Source organism: Psychrobacter namhaensis (genome assembly GCF_016107545.1).
GTDB lineage: Bacteria > Pseudomonadota > Gammaproteobacteria > Pseudomonadales > Moraxellaceae > Psychrobacter > Psychrobacter namhaensis.
The window spans coordinates 1-24,161 of sequence record NZ_JABASS010000015.1; the positions used below are offsets into that span (position 1 = coordinate 1).

At 45.3% G+C, this 24,161-nt stretch carries 23 protein-coding genes; 7 read left to right on the forward strand and 16 right to left on the reverse strand.

All coding sequences use genetic code 11. The annotated features are described in order from the left end of the window. Positions 1 to 435: 435 nt before the first annotated feature. Both pssA and JFC06_RS10345 read right to left on the reverse strand, forming a co-directional pair. Positions 436 to 1,332, reverse strand: a complete 897-nt coding sequence (pssA, locus tag JFC06_RS10340; protein ID WP_226949477.1) for a CDP-diacylglycerol--serine O-phosphatidyltransferase — start codon at positions 1,330 to 1,332, stop codon at positions 436 to 438. Between the two features lie 26 nt (positions 1,333 to 1,358). Then, on the reverse strand, positions 1,359 to 2,234 hold the full coding sequence (locus tag JFC06_RS10345; protein WP_198334999.1) for a 23S rRNA (adenine(2030)-N(6))-methyltransferase RlmJ: 876 nt from the start codon (positions 2,232 to 2,234) through the stop codon (positions 1,359 to 1,361). Positions 2,235 to 2,375: 141 nt separating this feature from the next. Here JFC06_RS10345 and JFC06_RS10350 point away from each other — a divergent pair, with 141 nt between their 5' ends. Both JFC06_RS10350 and dapE read left to right on the forward strand, forming a co-directional pair. Beyond that, positions 2,376 to 3,131 (forward strand): 2OG-Fe(II) oxygenase, encoded by a 756-nt coding sequence (locus tag JFC06_RS10350; RefSeq protein WP_198335000.1) that lies wholly within the window; start codon positions 2,376 to 2,378, stop codon positions 3,129 to 3,131. Between the two features lie 53 nt (positions 3,132 to 3,184). Beyond that, entirely contained in the window at positions 3,185 to 4,402 is a 1,218-nt protein-coding gene (gene dapE / locus JFC06_RS10355; protein ID WP_198335001.1) for a succinyl-diaminopimelate desuccinylase, read from the forward strand. 98 nt (positions 4,403 to 4,500) lie between these two features. Here the strand turns inward: dapE and JFC06_RS10360 are convergent, their stop codons facing one another. The 6 genes from JFC06_RS10360 to JFC06_RS10385 all read right to left on the reverse strand — a co-directional run bounded on the left by JFC06_RS10360 (position 4,501) and on the right by JFC06_RS10385 (position 9,124). Then, positions 4,501 to 5,010 carry a GyrI-like domain-containing protein gene (locus JFC06_RS10360; RefSeq protein WP_198335002.1) on the reverse strand — a complete coding sequence of 170 codons (510 nt, stop codon included), beginning with the start codon at positions 5,008 to 5,010 and terminating at the stop codon, positions 4,501 to 4,503. 64 nt (positions 5,011 to 5,074) lie between these two features. After that, positions 5,075 to 5,284 carry a Fe-S cluster assembly protein IscX gene (iscX, locus tag JFC06_RS10365; RefSeq protein ID WP_021812734.1) on the reverse strand — a complete coding sequence of 70 codons (210 nt, stop codon included), beginning with the start codon at positions 5,282 to 5,284 and terminating at the stop codon, positions 5,075 to 5,077. Between the two features lie 163 nt (positions 5,285 to 5,447). After that, the gene (locus JFC06_RS10370; RefSeq protein ID WP_198335003.1) at positions 5,448 to 5,987 is read right to left on the reverse strand and encodes an acyl-CoA thioesterase; all 540 of its coding nucleotides are present in this window, start codon (positions 5,985 to 5,987) and stop codon (positions 5,448 to 5,450) included. Positions 5,988 to 6,122: 135 nt separating this feature from the next. Next, complete coding sequence (locus tag JFC06_RS10375; RefSeq protein WP_198335004.1) at positions 6,123 to 7,520, reverse strand: NAD(P)(+) transhydrogenase (Re/Si-specific) subunit beta; 1,398 nt, start codon at positions 7,518 to 7,520, stop codon at positions 6,123 to 6,125. Then, positions 7,517 to 7,855 carry a proton-translocating transhydrogenase family protein gene (locus tag JFC06_RS10380; RefSeq protein WP_198335036.1) on the reverse strand — a complete coding sequence of 113 codons (339 nt, stop codon included), beginning with the start codon at positions 7,853 to 7,855 and terminating at the stop codon, positions 7,517 to 7,519. The genes JFC06_RS10375 and JFC06_RS10380 overlap by 4 nt, the downstream gene beginning before the upstream one ends. Before the next feature lie 114 nt (positions 7,856 to 7,969). Next, entirely contained in the window at positions 7,970 to 9,124 is a 1,155-nt protein-coding gene (locus JFC06_RS10385) for a Re/Si-specific NAD(P)(+) transhydrogenase subunit alpha (RefSeq protein ID WP_198335005.1), read from the reverse strand. 500 nt (positions 9,125 to 9,624) lie between these two features. Between JFC06_RS10385 and yaaA the strand changes: the two genes are divergently transcribed. Beyond that, positions 9,625 to 10,437, forward strand: a complete 813-nt coding sequence (gene yaaA, locus JFC06_RS10390; RefSeq protein ID WP_198335006.1) for a peroxide stress protein YaaA — start codon at positions 9,625 to 9,627, stop codon at positions 10,435 to 10,437. A 166-nt stretch (positions 10,438 to 10,603) separates the two neighbouring features. Here yaaA and JFC06_RS10395 read toward each other — a convergent pair whose 3' ends face one another. From JFC06_RS10395 to JFC06_RS10405, 3 genes are all read right to left on the reverse strand, one after another. After that, entirely contained in the window at positions 10,604 to 10,990 is a 387-nt protein-coding gene (locus JFC06_RS10395; protein ID WP_198335007.1) for a hypothetical protein, read from the reverse strand. Positions 10,991 to 11,345: 355 nt separating this feature from the next. Beyond that, a complete protein-coding gene (gene groL / locus JFC06_RS10400; protein WP_193005989.1) occupies positions 11,346 to 12,995 on the reverse strand; it encodes a chaperonin GroEL in 1,650 nt (549 codons plus the stop codon). 78 nt (positions 12,996 to 13,073) lie between these two features. Further along, the gene (locus tag JFC06_RS10405; protein WP_075103679.1) at positions 13,074 to 13,364 is read right to left on the reverse strand and encodes a co-chaperone GroES; all 291 of its coding nucleotides are present in this window, start codon (positions 13,362 to 13,364) and stop codon (positions 13,074 to 13,076) included. Positions 13,365 to 13,866: 502 nt separating this feature from the next. Here JFC06_RS10405 and JFC06_RS10410 point away from each other — a divergent pair. Further along, on the forward strand, positions 13,867 to 14,631 hold the full coding sequence (locus JFC06_RS10410; protein WP_198335008.1) for a DUF3108 domain-containing protein: 765 nt from the start codon (positions 13,867 to 13,869) through the stop codon (positions 14,629 to 14,631). 124 nt (positions 14,632 to 14,755) lie between these two features. Here the strand turns inward: JFC06_RS10410 and JFC06_RS10415 are convergent, their stop codons facing one another. Continuing rightward, complete coding sequence (locus JFC06_RS10415) at positions 14,756 to 15,238, reverse strand: hypothetical protein (protein WP_198335009.1); 483 nt, start codon at positions 15,236 to 15,238, stop codon at positions 14,756 to 14,758. Between the two features lie 62 nt (positions 15,239 to 15,300). Further along, complete coding sequence (gene wrbA / locus JFC06_RS10420; protein WP_198335010.1) at positions 15,301 to 15,918, reverse strand: NAD(P)H:quinone oxidoreductase; 618 nt, start codon at positions 15,916 to 15,918, stop codon at positions 15,301 to 15,303. A gap of 328 nt (positions 15,919 to 16,246) precedes the next feature. On the opposite strand from wrbA, the gene JFC06_RS10425 reads away from it, so the two are divergent. The 3 genes from JFC06_RS10425 to JFC06_RS10435 all read left to right on the forward strand — a co-directional run bounded on the left by JFC06_RS10425 (position 16,247) and on the right by JFC06_RS10435 (position 20,899). Continuing rightward, positions 16,247 to 17,797: a YihY/virulence factor BrkB family protein gene (locus JFC06_RS10425; RefSeq protein WP_198335011.1), complete on the forward strand. Its 1,551-nt coding sequence runs from the start codon at positions 16,247 to 16,249 to the stop codon at positions 17,795 to 17,797. Between the two features lie 92 nt (positions 17,798 to 17,889). Next, positions 17,890 to 19,509, forward strand: a complete 1,620-nt coding sequence (locus tag JFC06_RS10430) for a DUF2254 domain-containing protein (RefSeq protein ID WP_198335012.1) — start codon at positions 17,890 to 17,892, stop codon at positions 19,507 to 19,509. 118 nt (positions 19,510 to 19,627) lie between these two features. Further along, positions 19,628 to 20,899 (forward strand): cation:proton antiporter, encoded by a 1,272-nt coding sequence (locus JFC06_RS10435; protein ID WP_198335013.1) that lies wholly within the window; start codon positions 19,628 to 19,630, stop codon positions 20,897 to 20,899. Between the two features lie 92 nt (positions 20,900 to 20,991). On the opposite strand, the gene JFC06_RS10440 is transcribed toward JFC06_RS10435, so the two are convergent. From JFC06_RS10440 to JFC06_RS10450, 3 genes are read right to left on the reverse strand one after another with little or no spacing between them, the layout of a single operon-like run. Continuing rightward, positions 20,992 to 21,540, reverse strand: a complete 549-nt coding sequence (locus JFC06_RS10440; RefSeq protein ID WP_198335014.1) for a DUF2127 domain-containing protein — start codon at positions 21,538 to 21,540, stop codon at positions 20,992 to 20,994. Continuing rightward, positions 21,533 to 22,744: a dihydroorotase gene (locus tag JFC06_RS10445; protein ID WP_227670131.1), complete on the reverse strand. Its 1,212-nt coding sequence runs from the start codon at positions 22,742 to 22,744 to the stop codon at positions 21,533 to 21,535. Before JFC06_RS10445 ends, JFC06_RS10440 begins: the two co-directional genes overlap by 8 nt. Positions 22,745 to 22,804: 60 nt before the next feature. Continuing rightward, a complete protein-coding gene (locus JFC06_RS10450) occupies positions 22,805 to 23,878 on the reverse strand; it encodes an aspartate carbamoyltransferase catalytic subunit (RefSeq protein WP_198335015.1) in 1,074 nt (357 codons plus the stop codon). Positions 23,879 to 24,161: the final 283 nt, after the last annotated feature.

Consider the following 24,161-nt stretch of genomic DNA (forward strand, 5'->3'; position numbering starts at 1 on the left):
GTGCGTATTATAGACGCTTTTTTTATCAAGTCAAGAAGTATTTTTTATTTAGTTTGAGGTTCTTTTCATACTCTCTATGAGTAGTAAAAGCCCTTCATTCTAATAAAGCATTCTGAGTGGTTATGCAGTTTTACTGCCCCTTCAGTCTGCCTTCCCTTTCGACTGGGTGGCATTATACGCGCTTTTAATGTGGGGTCAAGCACGAAGTTATAAATAGTTTGATTTATTTTACTAGCAGTACAGCAGTTCCGCTTAACTATTTGTTTTAGTTAAAAAATTTATTTACGCTTGATGCTCCTCACCTTGTCTTTTAAGGAGAGATGGTTGGTTTACTGTCTCCTCTTATCAATATAAGTAAATTGACACCCACATTTGACCATAAAAAAAGGAACTTACCGATTGGTAAATTCCTTAATATAAAACGTATCACTGGTTTTACATCTTTGCTTTGATCGTAGTAAAAATACCTGATAGGGCATATATAACACCAATGGCTAAAATACCGACAGGGATGTCATAGAGCACGATGCTCATAATCAATACGCCAATAATAAGAACGACAAAAGGCACTTTCTTTTTATCAAACTCTTTAAAGCTATAGTACTTAACGTTACTGACCATCAGTAAACCACAAGTGACTACCCACGCGGCAAATAAGAACATGACCAGCGTGTCGTACTGCCCTATCCATTCATTATGATCGATGGCTACCATCACCGCTGCAGTAACCAAGATGGCGGCAAGCGGACTGGCCAAACCCACAAAATACTTTTTATCAACGATGCCGACTTGCACATTGAAGCGTGCCAAACGGAACGCGCCACAAGCGGTAAAGACAAAAGCACAGCCAAGACCAATACGACCTAATGGTTGTAGCGCAAAACTATAAATCAAAATAGCAGGTGCCACACCAAACGCTAACATATCTGCTAGGGAGTCATACTGCTCACCAAATGGGCTTTGGGCATTGAGCATACGTGCGACGCGGCCATCTGCCCCATCGAGAATAGCGGATAAAAAGATGGCCAAAGACGCTTTATAAAACTCACCTTGTGTACTCGCTAAAATCGAGTAAAAACCTGATAGCAGTGACAAGGTTGTGATCAAGTTGGGTGCTAAATAGACACCGCGACTGACCACCCGTTTACCTTCGGCAACCTCAGCCTCAATCACCTCAAATGTCAAGCCATCATAACTGTCACTATCCGCTAAGCGAATATTAAACTCATGCTCATCGACGAAAGGCGGCTGGGTTGCCGCTCTGTCGTGTATTGGCCCATCGTTTAGCGGCGTGTTACTTGACTGGCTTTTGGGTGGTTGCTTATTTGTCATCTTAATATCCTTATTTACCGATATTACTATTCACCAACTAGCCAGCGCACATTGGTCGCACTATCAGGCGTTAAATCTGGCGCGTCAGCCACTTTTAGGGCAGGCTGTAAAAAGCGTACGATCTCACGCGCATGATTATCAAACTGCCAAGGTGGATTGATAACGAGCAGTCCCGTCCCATTCAAGCCAACTGCGACATCATTTGGATAGATGTTTAGCTCACAAACCAGCTGACGTCTCATTTCGGTACGTTTGAGCTTTTTGTAAAACAGCTCTACTGCCTCGATGTTTTTGATTGGATACCAAAGTGCATAAGTACCTTGTGGCCATTTATTATAAGCCGCAACCAGCAGGTCAATAAGGCGCGTAAAGTCTTTGTGCTCTTGCTCATAAGGAGGATCAAGGAAGATGAGACCACGTTTCTCTTTTGGTGGAATAACCGCAGTGATGCCCTCAAACGCATCACGATGATGAATACCGATTGGTAATTTATGCAATTGATAGTTCAACGCGTCATATTCGGTGGCTTTGGCTTCAAACGCCTCACCGCGTACGCCGGCCTCAGGGTTTTTCTCAACATGATGAGCAATCCACCAAGGGGAACCTGGATAGACTTTATTGTCATAAGTAAATCTGGCTTGCTTAATGCCTTCCATATAATCTTTGACAGCGGGGGGCGCTTTTTCGGTATCTGCTTGTAGCAACGCTTGGATACCGCCTTTGGCCTCCCCTGTCTTGCGTGCTTCTTCACTGCTCAGTGAGTACAGTCCACGACCGCCATAAGCGTCAAGCACATAAAAAGGTTTGTTTTTTTGCCCCAATTGATTGAGCAGTTGTACCAATAAAATGTGTTTAACCACATCAGCAAAGTTACCAGCGTGGTAGGCGTGTTTATAGTTCATAATCTCAAAAGTTTAAATAAGAAAAATTACATCTATGGTAGCATAGGCAGAGTAAAAGATAATGTGGTTTTGGTAAGTGCTGGCAATAAAAAGACACTGATTGACGATATATTGACAGCTGATTGATAATAATGAGATGAAATGACGCAGATTATTAGCAACCTTAATGTGACAGAGTTGGTCGTCGATCATCCGATAGGTCAGGATAATCCACCCTCTCTGTTTGCAAACCGTGATAACGCGGGTCAAAAGCCGCCCACTCAGCGTGTATTGCAGTTATCTGATTTTGAGATAAATTGGCAAGACAAGCTAACGGACACACAGCTGGATAAGTTTGTCAGTGATGGCTGGCTAATTATTGACGATGTGTTTGAGCCTAAAGCGTTGATGGCCTTGCAGGCGGAGAGTGGTTTTATTGACTACCGAGATGCTGCACTGACCGCTGGCGTTCGTATCAGTGATATTCGCGGTGACAAAATACGCTGGATCACTGAGAACTTCTTTGCAGGTTACTATTACTTGCAGAGTATTAATGCACTTGCCGCTTTATTCAATCGAAGCTTATTCGCCGGTATTCGCCATAGTGAAGCCCACTACGCCTGCTATCCTGTCGGCTTTGGCTACCAATGGCACAGCGACAATCCTGCTGGACGGGATGAACGCGTTATCTCAGCGGTATTTTATCTCAACGATGAATGGACACTTAACGACGGCGGCGCGTTAGAGATCGTTGATAAGCAGGGTGTGCATCATAATGTCATGCCTGCCGCCAATCGGTTGGTCATATTTGACAGTGACCTACCCCATCAAGTGCAAATCGCCCACCGCCAACGCTACTCTATCGCTACTTGGATGCGCCGAGATGGTTTGGTGCCGTTTGTTGAAGAAAGCCCTTAACGCATCACTGACAAAAACTCTAAAAATCGACTTTACATATAAAAGGTTTATCCATGTCTGACTCTCATAACCAAACCCACACTCATCAACAAACGACGCATCAACAAGCAACTCTAGATTTGAGTATTGCGCTACTGGAACGCCCTTCGGTCACACCAGATGATGACGGCTGCCAAGATATATTGTCCAAGCGTTTGGCACAGGCAGGCTTTGATTGCGAGTTTATGTATTTTGGCGATAGAGATCAAAGCGGCGAGTACGCTGAAGTCAAAAACTTATGGGCACGTCGTGGTAGCACTGATCCTGTGATTTGCTTCGCGGGTCACACGGATGTCGTACCGACTGGCGATGAGACCAACTGGACTTACCCACCTTTTAGCCCAACCATCGCTGATGGTTATTTGTGGGCGCGCGGTGCCGCTGATATGAAAACCGGTATTGCTGCTTTTACCATCGCGGCCGAACGCTTCGTGCAAGCCCACCCTGAGCATAATGGCTCTATTGCCTTTTTAATCACCTCAGATGAAGAAGGCCCGTCAGTAAATGGCACAGTCAAGGTCATTGAAACCCTAGAAGCGCGTCATGAAAAAATCACTTATTGCCTCGTTGGTGAGCCATCAAGTACCGACACGCTTGGCGATATTATCAAAAACGGTCGCCGTGGTTCATTAGGAGCGGTGCTCACCGTCACAGGCAAGCAAGGCCATGTCGCCTATCCGCATCTGGCCTCGAATCCTATCCACGCCGCGATGGCAGCACTGGCTGAACTGACGGCTGCCACATGGGATAGTGGTAACGACTACTTCCCCGCAACGTCCTTGCAAATATCAAATATCAATGGCGGCACAGGCGCGACCAACGTCATTCCTGAAACCTTAGAGGTTATCTTTAACTTTCGCTTCTCAACAGAAACCACTGAAGCAGAATTAAAAGCAAAAACGCACGCTATATTTGATAAATATTTTTCAAACAGCAAAGCCAGTTACGACATTGATTGGAAGTTATCCGGTCAACCATTTTTAACGCCTGAAGGTAAATTGGTTTCAGCCTGTCAAAAGGCGATCAAAAAAGTGACCGATGTTGATACCACGCTATCTACATCAGGCGGCACCTCAGACGGTCGCTTTATCGCGCCAACGGGTGCGCAAGTTGTGGAGCTGGGTGTGCGCAATGCCACAATTCATCAAGTTGATGAAAAAGTAGAAGTCGATGACTTGGGTAAATTGGCGCAGATTTATGAAGGGATTTTGGAGAACTTACTGTTGGGTTAGTTAGCGTAATATCAATTGTAGGCAATTAAAAAAGCGCCCTCTATGTAAAAGGGCGCTTTTTTATATTTGTACGTAATTAAGAATACTTAACCCCAGCTTTACTCGATACCAATATACAGATCGACTTGACCGTACTCTAGATTGCCATCAATATAACGCTCAAAATCGACAGCAAACGTTCGGGTGTGCTCACAGTCTGCTGTATTGAAATATTCCCACGCCTTCTCCCACGCATTCATGACCGTATTTGGCATATTGCCTTTTTCAGAAAATACCAAATACTTGCCAGCAGGAATGGTTACCTCTACCACATTGCTAGCGTTAGCCGTACCGTCACTGTCTGACTGTTCCGCTTCGCCTTGCTCATTAGTCGTCTGCCAAGCAGCGACCACATCAAACGCGCCTACTAAGTCGTCGCTCTCATAGTTATGATAAATACCATAAATGTCCTCACCTTTCTCAAGATGACTGACATGGTTCTGGTAAAATTTCTGCCATAACCTACCTAATTTAGCCGTTTCATGGCTGATCTCAGCGTTATTGGTCGTACGAACGCTGATGCCGCGACAAGCTATGGCGTCGGATAGCTCTTGAATTTGTGATGTCATCATGCAGCCTTTTCTATCTGTTTATTTAATTTTTATTTGTAGCAATGCTAAAAAGCCGAGTCGATTAATCCGCTTCATCAATCCAATTCATTTGAATGGCTTCTAAGATGCCTTCGTTTGATTTTTGTGGGTCATCATCAAAGCCTTCTAGCTCAGTCACCCAGCGATGCAAATCAGTAAAACGTATGTACTGTGGGTCTGTCTCTGGGAATTTCTCATAAAGCTCAATCGCGATATCTAAGCTGTCTGTCCATTTTAATTTTTGTGGTGTCATAACGGTACCTTATTTTTTAGTCGTTTTAAAAATAGTCATTTTGAAACACGGTGTGGTCGCCTGAATATTGACGACTTGATGGACTCTATCCTACCAAAATTCAGCAAATGATTATAGCCAAGTTGTTTTACGACAGTATTTTTCGCTGTTTTTTCGGTGTTATTTATACCGACTTAGTCGACTTAACAGCCACTTGGTGCTCATTCCATGTGGTAATAACAGCCGTTAGCTGCTTCCCTGTCATATCTAGTACCTCTGGGGCCTGCTGCTGTCCTTTTTTATCCATCAAGACAAATTTGGTCATCCCCACGCTCATTAACTGGTTTTTGACAAAGAAGCGATGTTCGACATACACGTATTTATGGTCCCAGCCCACCAATGTACTACTGACAGTCATCTTGTTAAGAAATTTGATTTCTTTTAGATAAACCATCTCTTGCATGGCGATCACCCAGTTTAAAGGTTTGGCGCCTTTTTGTTGGCAGCACGTCATCAGCCAGCGGGTAATATTTAGCTCAATAAAAGACAGGTAGCGATAATTGGGAAGATGATCGCGAAAGCCCATATCATGGGGCAACACACGATAATGACGAACTATCGGCGCGGTCAGGGTTTCTATACTAAGACTTTCTCTCACCGACTGCTGTTTGAGTTGCTGCTTTAGCAAGCTGGTCATAATAAAAAAACGCAGTAACATATTCATGAGCAATTCTCTTATTTGTATTCATTGTAATAAGCAATTATATAGGTGGCAATGTCGTAGGGGGCATCAATGTCGCCCACTTTAACGCAAAAAAGCCACCTAGGTGACTTTTTTATTGAGCAACTGGCTTAGAGATTAATGACCGCCGCCATTGATACTGCGCACCATTTCTTCTACCATTTTTTTGGCATCACCAAAGATCATCATAGTTTTGTCCATGTAGAACAAGCTGTTATCTAGACCAGCATAACCCGTGCTCATCGAGCGTTTGATAACCATGACGGTTTGGGCCTTATTCACTTCTAGGATAGGCATACCAAAGATAGGTGACGTAGGATCGTCCTTCGCAGATGGGTTTACAACGTCGTTTGCACCAATAACCAAGACCACATCGGTACTAGCGAAATCTGAATTGATCTCGTCCATCTCAAGGATATCATCATAAGGTACGTCGGCTTCTGCCAATAGTACGTTCATATGGCCTGGCATACGACCAGCAACCGGATGAATCGCAAAACGCACGTTGACGCCTTCGTCTTTTAATAATTCATACAGCTCTTTTACCGCATTCTGGGCACGGCCTTGTGCCATACCATATCCCGGTACAATGACCACATTGCTGGCGTTAGACATCAAGAAGCCTGCGTCTTCTGCCGAGCCTGCCTTGTAGTTCTTAGGTGCATCATCACCGCCTGCTGCGACGGCTGACGTACCCATACCACCAAACAGTACATTGAGTAATGAGCGATTCATGGCTTTACACATGATGTAAGACAAGATCGCACCTGAGGAACCAACGAGCGAACCTGCGATAATTAGCATTGAGTTGCCAAGGGTAAAACCAATCCCCGCGGCCGCCCAACCTGAGAATGAGTTTAGCAAAGACACAACCACTGGCATATCACCGCCACCAATTGGTGCAATCCACATCCAGCCAAAGATAACCGCAATCACTGCCATCGCATAAAACGCTGGGAGTGAGTCGGTAACAAAATACACCCCGCCAAAACCGATCATTGCAATAAACAATAGCGCTTGTACAGGTTTCACCCAGCCGCCAACCAAGGTCTTGGCCCAGCTTTTTGCGGCCAATTTACCAAAGGCAAAAACAGACGCTGAGAAAGTAATCGCCCCGATAAAGCAACCGATAAATAGCTCGACACGAGCCACCGCACCATGCTGTTGTTCAGTATGCAGCACTGTTGCCAGCGCAATCGCCACCGCTGCCAAGCCGACAAACGAATGCATCAAAGCGACCGTCTCTGGCATTTGGGTCATTGCGACTGTTTTTGCCTTCCACATCCCAACGACGGCCCCTAAAATCATCGCGCCGATAATCAACCAAAGGACAGGGCCTTCTGCTAAAAAGAAAGTCGTCACGACAGCAATCGCCATCGCTGCCATACCGAAGCGGTTACCGCGAATGGCGGTCTTTGGACTAGACAAACCACGTAGGGTCAAGACAAAGAGAATAGCACCGACTAAATAGAACCAATCAGCATTGGTAGCAATGAAGTTTGTTAAGTCGCTCATACATCGCCTCCACTTTCAGTCGTAACGACTGGTGATTTTTTTGCTTTAGGTTTAAACATCGCAAGCATACGCTCAGTCACGGCAAAACCACCAAAAATATTGATACTGGCCAAAAAGACAGCAAAGGCACCAAGCAAGCTGGTTGGCGTAAATACCGAGCCGTCAATCGTGACGGTCTGTAGCATCGCACCCACGATGACAATACTGGATAAGGCATTGGTTACCGCCATCAAAGGCGTGTGCAGTGCCGGCGTGACGCCCCAAACGACGTAATATCCAACAAAAATAGCGAGTACAAATACGGTAAAAATCGCTACAAATGGTGTGCTACTCATGGCGGCTCCAGCTGGCGCTGCAGCTAAAATAGTGGCTATCATCTAATCCTCCTAAAATTTATTCGTTACTGGCAAATGTATGGTGACAACATGTGTAATGATAGGCCGTCAAACCTAGCGCTTGGCAAGGCGTACTTGACTATCATGCGTCACTGCCAGTGCACCCTGAATTTCATCATCCATGTCTATATTAAGTGCCAGCTCAGTTGTTGCAGCGTCATCGTGAGCAGGCGCAATCAAAGTCGTGATAAAGTTGACAAGGTTATTTGCGTACAAGTCTGAGGACTGCGCGGCAAGCATCGATGGAATGTTGGCCGCGCCAACAACACGCACGCCATTATCCGTGGTGATGGTTTCGTTAGGCACACTGCCTTCTACGTTACCGCCTGTGCCAGCAGCCATATCGATCAGCACAGAACCGGCCTTCATTTTGGCAAGAGTGGCTCCATGGACCAAACGCGGGGCTTGACGGCCCGGAATTTGCGCTGTCGTGATAACGATATCAGCGTTGCTCAAGGCTTTGTCCACCACGGCAGCTTGGTCTTTGATATATTGCTCTGAGGGCGTCCACGCATAGCCGCCCGTTGCTTTGGCCTTCTGGGCTTCATCTTCGCTCATCGGCACATCAAGCCATTTACCACCAAGGGATTCGACTTGCTCTTTGGCCGCAGGACGCAGGTCACTGGCTTCAACGACTGCCCCTAAACGCTTCGCTGTCGCAATCGCCTGCAGACCTGCCACACCCACGCCTAAGATCACCACTTTGGCTGGCTTGACGGTACCCGCTGACGTCATAAACATCGGAAAAGGACGCGAGTATTCATTGGCCGCGAGCAATACCGCTTTATAACCAGCAAGGTTGGCTTGTGATGACAATACGTCCATATTCTGTGCACGTGACAGTGTGCGTGGTAACAGCTCCATCGCAAAAACCGTTGCGCCCTTGGCTGCATAAGTGTCAAGCTGCGTATTGCGATATGGGTCGAGCATGCCAATGACAATTTGACCAGATGTCAAGCCATCAGTCGCCGCAGCTGGCAAGTCATTGACGGTCGTAATAATCTGAGATTGGCTGATGACCTCGGCGCTGCTGTTGGCAATGTCGGCACCCGCAGCCTGATACAGCTCATCAGCATAATACGCTGCTTGACCTGCACTTGACTGTATGACGACTTCAAACCCAAGCTTACGCAATTTTTTGACCGCGTCTGGGGTTAGCGCGACGCGGCTCTCGCTCGCGATATCTGCACTGATTACACCGATTTTCATACCGTCTCCTTACTTACGTCTAATGACTTTATTTACGTCTCAATGACTACCTTTAATACCCTCAACGCACATTCAAAAAGCACAGGGGACAAAAAAACCTTTGGTCATATTTGCTTCAAGATTACGACCAAAGATTATCAATTTAATAAATGATAGCTACTTTGCCATCATGTCTTTTTATTATAGAGACATCATCCGGCAACTTTCATTGTCTAATGATGACCCACAAGTAAAATAAAAAGTTAGGCATTTACACCATCTGCATAACTTTTATTGTTATATTAAAAACTTTTATTTTTCTGATAAATGGTTAGGCTGATTCAATATCACCTCTCGATACTCAAAACCACCTTTCAAATGTTTGTAAATTTCGAGTAGAGCGCTAAAAAGTACAAAATAATGGTGCGTAAGATCAGTTAAGCGCGTGAGTATCGTATAATAAGAAAACTGGATACTTTAATAGAATGGTCGCCATTGACTCACTATAATAAGGAATAGCGATGTATTTTTTACTCTCTGCTGCCAAATCTTTGAATGAAGCAGATGCGATACCGGTAAATCTAGGCAACTACTACAGTCAGCCTGAGCTCATCGAACACTCACAGGCGCTGATGAAAATACTGAAGACAAAAGAACCTGTCGATTTGCAAGCATTAATGAGCATCTCTGATGATCTGGCGCAGCTCAATGCAACGCGCAATCAGCAGTGGCGTTGGAGCAAAGAGCAGCCGTTTACTACTGACGCATCTGATCATGCCGCCAAACCTGCGGCTTACTTATTTGATGGTGATGTCTATACTGGCCTTGACATGTATCACATGGATAAAGACACGGCTATTTATGTCAATGAGCATCTGGGGATTTTGTCTGGTCTTTACGGGGTGTTGAAGCCGCTGGACTTAATCCAACCTTATAGGTTAGAGATGGGCACCAAGCTTAAAAACGAGCGCGGTGATAACTTATATGAGTTTTGGGGTGAGGAAGTGACGGACGTGATTAATGCGCGCATGGCTGACAGCGATGACAAGGTCTTGGTCAACCTAGCCTCTAATGAATACTTTAAGTCGGTCAAGAAAAAGGCGCTAAATGCTGACATCATCACACCACGATTTGAAGATGAGAAAAATGGTCAATACAAAGTCATTAGCTTTTATGCCAAAAAAGCACGCGGACTGATGGTGAAATATGCCGCTGATAACAAGCTGACTAGTGCGGAGCAGTTAAAAGATTTTGATTTAGCGGGTTATTATTATTGCGAAGCAGCGTCTGATGATAAGACGTGGACGTTTAGGCGAGAAGCAGCGGATCAGTAGTGTTAAAGTTTCAATCTATTCTCATAAAAATCCTCTGATAAGCTCAGCTGATCAGAGGGTTACTTGGTTTATACCTGCCTAAGAGTTACGATACGAAGATAAAATACATCACCTAAATAACGTACAACGATATAATCTGTATCGTCTCCTACCTATTAATACATAATTACTTAACGGTCTCGTCAGTTACATCAGCGCAGCCCTTTCTATTATACTGCGTTGAAGCTGCTTCATATTTACCTCTTAAAAGAGCATAGTTAGATTGAAGTGCACCATCACCTCCTTCTAAAAAGAAAAGTGCAGGCCAAAACAATACTAACCCAACACCCATTTGCCAAGCGTCAGCTGATGCCTCTTTATCTACCTGACCAGTAATCGTGGCTACTCTTTGCGATATCTCTCTCATTTCATTTTCTAAAGTAGCACAGCTAAGATTAGCGTATTCATTCGGAGATACGTAAGTGATAGGAATCTTAGTAGATTTACTAGCACAGCCGCCTATGGTCAAAACAGTAGCTAGCCCTAACAAAATGGCAGGTAATTTAGCTTTCAATAAATACTCCTTATTTTTTATCTTTGAACTTTTAATAGTAAGCAAAGAGGATAAACAATGATCTAATTGTCAAAATTTACATTATATACAAATAGAAATAATTATGTAACATTATTAATGTTCTAAAAAATGTGTAAAACTCCAGTAAACTCTACCTATGGCACAAAAAAAAGCGCTGCTATCTTAACGATAACAGCGCTTTCGGTAGGCAAAACACTTTTACTATTCTAGATTCATAGTGAAAAGCACTTTATGGGTTGACTGAAGCAGTACGACTAGGCAACCGAGTAAAGCGTGTACTTATAGTACATCGAACACAGTTAACGACATCGTACAAATTCAGTCGAGGCATAAATTACATCATGCCGCCCATTCCACCCATACCGCCCATTCCACCAGCACCAGCCATGCCAGCCATTGGGTCTTCTTTTTCTGGTAGGTCAGTAATCATGGCTTCAGTCGTCAGCATGAGACCAGCAACAGAGGCGGCATTCTCTAGCGCTGAGCGAGACACTTTAGCTGGATCAAGGATACCCATCTCTAGCATATCGCCGTATTCACCAGAGGCAGCATTGTAACCGTAGTTACCAGTACCGTTTTTCACTTCGTTCACCACGACTGATGCTTCTTCGCCAGCGTTGGTGACGATTTGACGCAGTGGTGCTTCCATTGCGCGACGTAAGATGTTGATACCCGCATCTTGGTCATCGTTATCGCCTTTTAGCTCAGACAACGCATTCATTGCACGTACTAAGGCAACACCGCCACCAGGGACAACGCCTTCTTCAACCGCTGCACGAGTTGCATGTAGCGCATCATCAACACGGTCTTTTTTCTCTTTCATCTCAGTTTCGGTCGCTGCGCCAACTTTGATAACCGCTACGCCGCCTGCCAGTTTCGCAACACGTTCTTGTAGCTTTTCTTTATCGTAGTCAGACGTTGACTCTTCGATTTGACGGTTGATAGACTCAACACGGTTATCGATGTCAGCCGTGTTACCAGCGCCATCAACGATTACGGTGTTTTCTTTACCAACAGTGACTTTCTTAGCTGTACCCAATTGCTCAAGCGTCGCAGTCTCTAAGCTTAGGCCAATCTCTTCAGAGATAACCGTACCACCTGTTAGCGTTGCGATGTCTTCTAGCATGGCTTTACGGCGATCACCAAAACCTGGTGCTTTCACCGCACACGTTTTTAGGCCGCCACGCATGTTGTTGACAACCAGAGTCGCGAGCGCTTCGTTTTCTACGTCTTCAGCGATGATGAGCAATGGCTTGCTCTGCTGCATGACCTGCTCAAGTAATGGCACGATCTCGCGGATGTTGCTGATTTTTTTGTCAACGAGCAAGATGTATGGGTTTTCAAATTCAGCAGTCAGGCTGTCTTGCTTATTGGCAAAGTACGGGCTGATATAGCCACGGTCAAACTGCATACCTTCAACCACTTCTAAGGTATCTTCAAAGCTTGAACCTTCTTCTACCGTGATAACGCCTTGCTTACCTACTTTTTCCATCGCTTGCGAGATCAGCTCACCGATTTTGGTGTCTGAGTTAGCAGAGATAGAACCCACTTGTGCGATGGCTTTTTCATCATCAGCTGGCGTTGATAGTTTATGAATCTCTTTAACTGCCGCGCGAACTGCTTTGTCGATACCGCGCTTAAGATCCATTGGGTTCATGCCAGCAGCCACTGACTTCATGCCTTCTTGCAAGATTGACTGAGCCAATACCGTCGCAGTCGTCGTACCATCACCAGCGACATCATTTGTGCGGCTAGCGACTTCACGGACTAACTGAGCGCCCATGTTTTCAAATTTGTTTTCAAGCTCGATTTCTTTGGCAACGGATACACCATCTTTAGTGATGGTAGGCGCACCAAAAGATTTATCGATAACCACGTTACGACCTTTAGGGCCTAAGGTTACGCGTACTGCGTTTGCTAGAACGTTTACGCCGTCCATCATTTGTTTACGGGCATCAATGCCGAATTTTACGTCTTTTGCCATGTTAAATTACTCCACTATTATAAGTATGAGAATACAATTGAATGATTCGTTAGTATGGTTGGACATGCTGTCAGCCAATTAGCCTTCTAGCACACCCAATACATCAGATTCTTTCATAATAAGCAGTTCTTCGCCGTCAACTTTTACGGTTTGACCAGCATATTGACCGAACAAAACTTTGTCGCCAGCTTTTACATCTAATGCGCGAGTTTCACCGTTGTCACGAACTTGACCATTACCAGTTGCAAGCACCTCACCTTGTGATGGTTTTTCTTGTGCTGAACCAGGAAGTAAGATACCACCGGCAGTTTTTGTCTCTTCTTCTATGCGGCGGACGACAATACGGTCATGTAAAGGACGAATGTTCATCGATATGACTCCAAAAGTTGGTTATTTAAATAAAGGGTTTATTTGAATTAATAGTCTCAACGCTAGTATCTACAAGCATTACTGCGTAAAGCAGCCTGCTTAAGATAAGCCTTGAGCTTGTAACAAAAAGTGGGGGCACGCGTGGCTCGCTTCAAGTGTAAAGCCCAAAAATTTACAAGAATTTTGCATAACACGCGCTATTAAATGAGGAATGTCATTATTTAAAAACGTTTCGTTTGCAGTACCCTATGACAAATGGCGTTAGTATGGTGTTTAAAGCGTTAATTTGAGTCATGATAGGATTACAGTCGGTTACTCAGTATGCGAACACTAGCTTTGCTCGTAACATTAACTACAAGCGCACCACATCAAAGGCCACTGCCTTCCTTGAAAATGTAACACAATATGACCATTATAATTTTTGACCCTGTCATGTCAGTCATCAAAAAACAGTCATCAAAAAAACGAACATGACTGCATAAAAGTTAATTAAGGAATATCCATGAGTTTTTTCTCAATGATTAAAAAAGCAACTGTCACTAATGACGCACAGCGCAGCAAGTCTAAACGCCTGACTGCCTTAACCTCAGGGGCAAGTATTGCTGCCATTGGAGCTTTAAGTATGACCGCACCCACACTAGCAAACGCAAAAACCGTTCAACCATCAAGCGCGAATTATAGTTTTACAGTAGAAGATAAATATAAAGGGACGGCTACGCGCACCTTAAGCAAGTCGGGCAATACTTGGAAATATGATGTCAATGCTCGCGTGGCTGGTGTTGCAAGCGCGGCGCAAAGCAGTACCTTTACCATCATCGGTAATAATGTCACGCCAACCCAAGCGAGCACCACTTATAAGTTACTAGGTATGGGACGTACCCATAAGTTGAACTTTAACCCTCGTAGTAAAAAAGTCACCAGCAACTACAAAGGCAAAACGACGACCATGGACATGGCACAGCAAGCCTTTGATGATTTGAGTCTTGAAGTACAGATTCGTCAAGACTTGTTAAACGGTAAATTCTCTGGCAACTACTACATGGCGAAAAAAGATAAAATTGAGAAGACGCCATTTAAAAAGTCTGGCAACACTAAAGTCACTGTACCAGCTGGGACATTTGACACTGTGCGTGTCGACCGTATCCATGATGACAACAGTCGCTCTACCAGTTTTTGGTTAGCGCCAAGCTTAAATTACTTACCCGTCAAAGTAAGCCAGATCAATGACGGTAAAAAAATGGATTTAGAATTGACTAAGGTCAACTAATAAAACTATCGGTACTTTTCTTGTTTTAAATGGATTGTACAAAATACAAAAGCGGCGCTCTAAATAGAGCGCCGCTTTTTTTTGATCCTGATCGTACATGATGAGGTTACGATTCATTCATCGGTCAACGTGGGGGTTTGACGACGTTATTCATCGATGGCAGACGCTTGAGCAAAACAAACAGCCAAACATTGATAGTGAATAACAGCACAAAATCAACCAGATAAACTATTATTTCAGCCCAGCTGCTGCCGTAAGCGCGGGTAAAAAGCACCACACCACTGGCTCCTAAGTACACCAAGGTAAACATACTGCCTATTAATAACGCATATGGTGAGCGGCCACGTAGTATCCACGGCGTCAAAACAAATGCTGGCACCAGCCACAGCGCTTGCCATGCGATGCCACCGATGATATCGGGACTACGTGGGTTAAAGAGGTTAATAGAAATAGGCAGTCCAAGCAATCTGTAGACCAACCAAACGAGCCAAGTCACCATCAAGCGCTGACGAATAGGCGCAATAGGCTTTTTGGCTTTGACAGATTTACCGGACTTGTTTACTGGTGCAGTAGACTTTGTCTCACTATTGGAGCGGTTTGTAACCATTAGATGTATGTAGTTCCTAATTAATAACACGGTAGCATGAGGCTTAACAAGCTAAGCGCAGCTTAGTTACTCCAGTTGGCTTGCGCCAGCGCAGTGGCACTAATAGCCAAACGACGACCTTGGGCGATAGCCAGCTCACGCTCATCAGCAGACACTGGCTGATCATGAAGTGCGCCACTGACGTGACTGGCGCCATAAGGCGTACCACCGCGATGGGTACGGTTGAGCGCAGGCTCTGCATAAGGCACACCAACGATGATCATGCCGTGATGCATCAATGGTAGCATCATCGTCAATAAGGTCGTCTCTTGGCCGCCGTGCATCGAACCCGTTGCGGTAAATACTGACGCGGGTTTATTCTGCAAATTACCTGCCAGCCATAGCGTGACGGTATTGTCCCAAAAATACTTCATGGGCGCGGCCATATTACCAAAATGCGTGGGGCTACCAAGTGCCAAACCGCTACAGTCTTTCAGATCATCCATTGTGCAATAAAGATCCCCTTCATCAGGTATCGCAGGCTTACTCGATGTGGTCTCTGGTGCCACCGTTGGCACCGTACGGATACGCGCGGTCATGCCCGCATCTTCAATACCTTGAGCAATAGCATATGCCAACGTCTTAGTCGTACCATAACTAGAATAATAGAGCACCAACACATAGGGGGCGGTCTGACTCATTAGCAACACTTCCTCATCAATCATTAACATTATTATGGACAGCAATCATCATAGCAGCTTCTATACCTATCTATCATGCCGCTAAAATTTTGCCTATAACATCAAAACATATAAATAAATAGACAGACAGGCCAGTGATTTGCACCATTAGCATGTGCACACATTATGCCCGAGTCATTCCCTGACATGCAAACTCGCACGCTTAGTATTGCCGCCAGCAAAACCCTGTAACGGTTACTGCTGTGCATTTTGACACAATTAAACGGCAGATGATAACGACATATTTTTGTTACACTACTTTCACTCTAATACTTGCTCAATGGTTAACATGGAAAACATAACAAAAAAAATCCCATTTTTACATCAACGCTGGTTTCAGTTTTTGCGATTTTTGGTTCGGCATTTTTTTGAAGACAACTGCCAGCAAAAGGCTGCGTCACTGACCTACACCACCATGTTATCCATTGTGCCTATATTTACGGTGCTACTGATGATCTTATCGTCAGTACCAGCACTGGCGTCTGTGAGAGCACAGATCTATGAGGTGATTTATAGTAACTTGCTACCACAGTCCAGCATGCAGGTTAGTGAATACATCAATAACTTCGCCGAAAAGTCGTCTAATCTAACCATTATTGGTGCCATGGTACTGTTTTTTACCACTATCATGACGTTGACGACCATTGAGCGTGCTTTTAACCAAATCTGGCGGGTAGAAAACCGCTCGGGCGGCCTAAAAAGCATACTGCGCTATTGGACCATAGTGACGTTAGGGCCCTTGGTGTTGGGGACGGCTTTTATCGCCTCAAGTGCGGTGCAAAGCCTGAGCTTCTTAAATCGGCAAATTGCTGGCTATGGTATTGACTGGTCTTTTTGGGTACAAGCCGTCTCGATTGGTATTACCATTGCAGGCTTTATCGGTATGTACTGGTTTACCCCCAAAGCGCGTGTGCCAGTAAAAAACGCCGCCATTGCCGGTCTGTTTGTCGCCATTGTGTTTGAGCTGATGAAGCATCTGTTTGGTACTGTGATGGCAAACTTTACCAGTTATGAAGCGATTTATGGGGCATTTGCCGCCCTCCCAATTTTCTTACTATGGATCTATTTATCCTGGAATTTGATTTTATTAGGGGTGGAGGTGAGCTATACCTTGACCATTTTTGAGACCGAAGAAGTCTGCCCTCGTCATCCGTTGCTCAGCTTACTCGACATGCTAAATTTAATCTACACACACCATCTAAAAGGTGAGTCAGTCAGCGAGCAAGCACTGCGCAATGTACTGGGACGTAAAGAGTTGCCAAAGTGGTACACCTATATTAATTACTTACAAGACAGCAATCTCATCACCATGACTGAAGATGAGAACTACGTGCTCAAAAAAGATTTAAGCAAAATGACGTTGTGGGACTTTTATCGCACCTTGCCCTATCCGCTACCTATTAAAGATGAGCTTGATGAGATGAGGCTGGAAGATCATAAACCTTGGTTGAGCTTATTGGTTCATCGTTTTGAGCACACCGAAGCGTATGCTAAGCAGCAATTAGATTTGCCATTAAATGCGATTTTTGCCAATAGCGAGCCGCGTAAAAAGGCGTCTTCTGACCCAAAAGGCTTTCATAAAGAGCGCAACACGGATTTATTTAGAAAAAACCCTCCGACAGCGGCCCGTCAGCTATCCAAAGCTAACTCAAATACTGAAAAGTCACCGCACTTTGACCCTATCGCCTATGATAAAGAAAGCAATATTGAGTGTGATGAGCACAACCATGAAGCGATCATTCCTATGGACGCTGGGGACAGCGATGCCAAAACAGAGACGTCTGGGCGTGAACATAAGAATGCCATCATTACTGAAGCGGATAATCCCAAAGCACCTTAACCAAAAATAGAAAACGGTAGCGGGCGGCTTGAAATAACGTCATAAAATGAGAACAAGCCACAATCCTATTACTTTTGGATACATTGAAGCTTATGACAGTACATAAAGACGATGAAAAGAGCGTCTTGGCCCGTATTTTTGATACCGGTCAAGACAGGCTCAAACAGTTTACCCAGTTATGGTCGCTTCAAACCTTGACTGACCTACCCGACCGTCTCAGAAACCTGTGGCAGCAGCTGATCGGCTCTTATTGGTTTATCCCAACCGCTTGTGTGCTCATCGGTATATTGCTAGCCCCTTTATTCGTGACTATCGATCAGCATTTTGACCGTGAAACTATCCGAGAGATTACCTTTGCTTTTACGGGTGACGATGAGGCGGCGCGCGCCATCATGACCGCAATTGCAGGAGCCGTGTTGGGCGTGGCAGGTACCACCTTTTCGATTACGATTGCCGTCCTGTCTATGGCCTCTTCACAATTTGGCCCACGCTTATTACGCAATTTTTTGACAGACACGCCAAATCAATTTGTATTGGGCGCGTTTATTGGCACCTTTAGCTACAGCCTATTGGTCTTAAAATCTATTCATCAGTCCGATGTGGCTTTTGGCGTGCCGCAACTAGCAGTGACCTTTGGCATTATTATGGCCATTATTTGCGCCCTTTTGCTGGTGTACTTCGTCCAACATATGGTACATGCCATCCAAGCGTCTCACGTCATTCAAAATGCCAGCAATGATGCGATTAACAATGTGCATTATTGGTATAGCGACCATTGCGATCTCCAGCATCAACGCGATGTTGAACACCATGACGTCGAGCAGTTTCATAGTTGGCCAGCTACGCCTATCTATGCCCCACGCTCGGGTTATATCCAGCAAATTTATCTTCAATCACTGATCACCCTGACCCAAGAGTACGGTGGTGTGGTACAAATTCACGTCAATCTTGGTGATTACGTCACTGACAAAAACGTTATGGGACATTTTTACCAACGTCCTGCAAATCATCCAAATAACCGACAAAAAACAACCACACCGCACTTGGTGGTCGTACCGCGCGCGCCTGATGGTACGTTCTGGCAACGTTTTGCGGGTTGCGTCCGACTCGAACAACGATTGGCACACTCTAATGACATCGCTTATAGCCTAGGGCAAATAACTGAGATCGCGGTGCGGGCACTATCTCCTGGTATCAACGACCCAAAGACAGCGGTCAATTGCGTACAATCTTTGACCAGCTGCTTAAGTATCATGATGCGGCGTCAACCACCAAGCCCCTATCATTTTTATGTACCAGCACAAGATAAAGATACTCCCGAGACTGTGGTCAAACCACAACGAGTGGCGATATTGGCCTTGGTCACGCACACGCCTAAGATATCTGACTTTATCAACGTGTCGCTTGGCGAGATACGTCGTTATGCGGCGGCGGACTTGATGGTTCTAAAAGCGCTGTGTCAGGCCATGGTCGATTTAAATTATGCACGAGTGAATAAGGCGCAGCAACAAACGCTACTACATGAGTTAAATTTAATTAAGCGTGCGGGAGAAGAGAATCTCAGTTATCAAGAGTTGGTAGACGATTTGGTCGCTATGTGCCATCAAGCCGAGCAATTTATGACTGATAATGACGCAAAACATCGGCACTTTCGTTATGCCAGTGATTTTGCTACCCATATTCGTCAAGCGCTACAAACACAATCCAGTTAATCACACTAGCGTGCTTAGCAATTCTAATAATGTCGCATCAAACAAACGCTCAATACCTACGCCTTTCTTATAACCCCTAGGTTTAGGACAACTTTTATACTGATATGGGACCCACTTTATGGCATCTGCAACCAGCCTCACCATCCTTGAAATCAGCGCCATATTCTTATCCATTACCGCCTTGTTGACCTATGTCAATCATCGTTTTATTGGTCTGCCAACCACGATTGGTGTGATGGTGATCTCTATCGTATTGTCTATTGGCGCGATCTTTTTAGGCTTTTTAGGGTTTGAACAGCTGATTGATTATGAAATCAGTTTGTTAGAGCAGCTTGATTTTACCGAAGTGTTGTTAGATGGCATGCTCTCTATGCTGTTATTCGCCGGCGCATTACACGTCAATGTTGGCGATTTAAAACGCTATAAGTTGCCCATTGGCATCCTTGCAGGACTGGGCACTATCGTATCAGCCATGCTTATCGCCACCGCGATTTATGTTATGTTGCCGCTGTTTGGCTTTGGCTTACCGTTTCTTTGGTGCCTATTGTTTGGCGCTTTGATATCCCCTACTGATCCTATTGCCGTTATGGGCATTCTCTCATCAGCAGGCGCACCCAAAAGTATCGAAACTGTCATCGCTGGCGAGTCACTGTTTAATGATGGTATCGGCGTGGTTATCTTTGTCTTACTGCTTGGCATTTTATCAAGTGGCGATATCCCAACGGTCAATTATGTGGCCCACACATTGGCGGTTGAGGCAGGTGGTGGTGTGATCTTTGGCTTGGTACTCGGTACAATTTTGTATTACTTACTAAAGAGCATTGATAGCTATCAAGAGGAAGTCCTACTCACGCTAGCGGGCGTCATTGGTGGCTATGCATTGGCCAGTCATTGGCACTTATCTGGGCCTTTGGCCATGGTCATGGTGGGACTGATGGTTGGCAACCGCGGACGAGAATTGGCGATGAGCGATCGGACGCGTCACTATATTGACTTGTTTTGGGAGCTCATTGATGAGATTTTAAACGCGATTTTGTTTGTGCTCATTGGTCTAGAAGTGGTGATGATTGCTTATTCGGGTAATTTATTTATCGCCAGCGGTTTGACGATTGTTATTGCGCTAGTGGCTCGGTTCATCGTCGTGGGTATGACCACCAAAACCTTTCACCGTCAGCTTGACTTGCCCACAGGGGCGTGGAAAGTGCTGACGTGGGGTGGATTACGTGGCGGCATCTCGGTGGCCCTCGTGTTGCAGTTACCGATAGGGACTGAGCGCGATATTTTATTGGCACTTACCTATGCTGTCGTCATATTCTCTATCTTGGTACAAGGGCTAAGCGTTGGTAAAGTGGCAAAAAGCATTCGCACCGATAAAACAGCAAAAGTATAACTGGTACAATAACGTCACTGCTCAAAAAGCCCGCATAAGAATAATATCTTAGGCGGGCTTTACCAGTTAATTTAACCACTTGTAGCATACTTTTATATCAAGCCCTTGCGCTTCATATTACGATAAACCACGATAACAATTAAAATATTTGAGACCAAAATACCAAGCTTAAACCAATCAAATGGGCTAACCAGCAAGTAATAAAGCTCAATGGGAATAAATATCCCGTAACCAAGTACCCCAAACCAATACGCCCACGTTTTGTCTTGCCATAAGCCATAAGCTTCAAGAAAACGTAAACTGGCATAAGCAAAAATCAGCAATAAAAATAGCGACCAATTTTTGCTTGCCTGCTGAGCAATACGTACCGCGCTATCAATCTGCGGGGCCAGCAAATAACCAAAGCTTTGTTGCCAAGAAGCCGTCACAGTCGACAGCCAATGCTCAAGATTGCCATGCCACGTCCATAACGCCGCCGCCCCTAACAGCGCACCCACCCCCTTAACCACTTCATAGATGGCCACCGCCTTGATGGACTCACTAGAAGTGCTACGCGGGCTTTCCTGCTGGCGACGTAACGTAGGCTCATTATCCTTCGAGGATGGCAGCAGATTGTCATCCTGTTGGGGGAGATTAGCCAAAGAACGTCTCCACAACACGGCCTTGTAGTTGCTGATTAAAAAACGGCGTGTTTTTGCCGTTTGATAGCATGGTTTGCGCCGTCACCTGCCATTCAAGATTGGGGTCGACCAACACAGCACCACCGATGTTTTCATATTGCTCACTAATACCTGCTATTTTTGCAGGGTTGAGACAAATTTTCTCCACCAGTTGCTCTAAGGTTAATACCTCATCATGCACCAACTGACACGCCAACGCCATAAAGGTATCAAAATTTGAGATACCTGGGGTACTCTCAGCAAACGGGGCTTTTTTGGCGGTACTGTTTAGTGGTTCATGATGGCTGCAAATTGCATCAATGGTGCCATCTTTTAGCCCACGGCGTATTGCCTGCTGGTCGGTGTTACTACGCAAAGGGGGTAGTACATAGGCTTGAGCGTTAAAGCCTTCTAAATTATCATCTGTCAAATACAGCTGATGCATCGCCACATCACAAGTCACTGGTAAGCCTTTATCTTTTGCCCAGCGCATCAACTCTATTGAAGATTTACAAGACAGTTGGCTAAAATGAGCGGCGATCCCTGTTTCTTCAACCATGAGTAATTGGGTGGACAAAGCAACTGTCTCAGCAATCCATGGAATACCTTGTAGACCGTGATATGAAGCGATATACCCTTCATGGGCGACCCCATCTCCAGACAAACTGGCCTCATCCGGGTAAAAGAATACTTTCATGCCAAAAGTCGCCGCGTACTCCAACGTACGTAGTAACACCAAGTCATTGCGAAAAGGTCGACGAGCGTTAGAGACTGCAATACAGCCACCTTTTTTTAAACCGGCGATGTTGGATGGGCGCTCACCTTCTAGCCCAGCAGTCAATGCGCCTAAAATATGCAAATAAATCCCGCCATCATCAAGCGCGCGCTCACGCAAGCCTTTGAGTAGCGAGCCGTTTTCTAAGATAGGATTGGTATCTGGGGGAATCACCACATGCAAAAAACCATTGCTGCGGGCAGCACGTCCCTCAGACTCTAGTGTGCCATGTTGCTGTTGGCCTGGCTCACGCAGGCGTGCACACAAGTCAACCAATGGTGGCAGCAGCCACATTTCACGCCCTGCTTCAAGGGCGGCCAGCTTGTCAGTTACTGTACTGGGTAATGCGTTTTTAATGGTGTCAGGAAGATGGTCACGTATCGGTGCATCAGTGTTAAGCATAGTAGACATGAGCGTTATTACCGTATCAATAAAATGAGTTAAATAAGAATGAAATAGCGCGGCAGAATACTATTTGCCAGCCGCTTGATGAGCACGTTGCCCTTCCATCGCAAGTGACAAAACAGCCATGCGAATAGCAATACCGTTATTCACCTGCTTTAAGATGACGGACTGTGCGCCATCAGCGACACTAGAAGCAATCTCAACCCCGCGATTCATCGGTCCTGGATGCATTACCAGCGCATCCGGTTTGGCCAGCGCCACTCGCTCTGGCGTAATACCGTAGTGTTTGTAATATTCACTCGATGAAGCCAGTAATGGCGAGCCGATACGTTCGTTTTGAATCCTCAAACCCATAATAACATCGCAGTCAGTGACGCACTCATTCATGTTTTCATAAACTTGTACCCCATAACGCTCTATTCCTTTAGGCAACAAGGTACGTGGCGCGCAGACGCGGATGTCCTTGACCCCTAAGGTTTGCAGCGCACTGATATCAGAGCGCGCGACGCGTGAATGCTTAATATCCCCCACGATAGCGACCGACAACGCTTCAAATGGGCGCGGTGCCTCACGGTGGATAGTGAGCATATCAAGCATCCCTTGCGTCGGATGCGCATGCCAACCATCACCCCCATTAATAATGGCAATGTCAGGGGTCACTTCTGTGGCCATAAAATGGGCGGCACCTGATGCTGAATGTCGCACCACAAAAATATCTGCCGTCATCGCTTGCAGATTCCACAGCGTATCGCGCAGGCTCTCGCCTTTTTTAGTACTGGAGCGTTCGATATCGATATTGAGCACGTTGGCACCCAGACGCTTTTCGGCGACTTCAAAGGTGGTACGCGTCCGGGTCGACGGCTCAAAAAACAAATTCATGACCGTACAGCCATCAAGCTCAGGACGGTTGATCAGTTGTCCATTTTCATCAAAGAACGTCTCTGCTTTGGCAATAATCGCTTGCAACTGTGCTTTGTTTAGACCTTCGATGCCCAAAAAGTGGCGAATGCTACCATCGGTGTTGAGCTGGGGGCGACTTAGTGAGGTATTAAGCCTTTGGTGAATCGTATCGGGATCAAATTTTGCATAATCAGTCGGCGAGACCGTATGTATTGAGCTGCTATCGATAGAATTTGACATAATGGCAAGTCTTTATTGTGGGTTTGTATGGGTCTATAGTAATCATTTATTTGTCTTTGTTCGAGCATTTATGTGTTGATGTACACAGACACGAGGACATTTTGACGCTTATTTGCTACAATTTACCGTAATAAAACCAGCCCTGTCACCTAAACTGAGTCGCCCTGTTAGGCAATGCCAATCAGTCTTTAGCATCCATCATAAAAAATAAGCACGTCAAAACTATAAATGAATAACAATAGATATAGTGTAGCTGATTTTGTGGTCGGGACAAAGATACCGT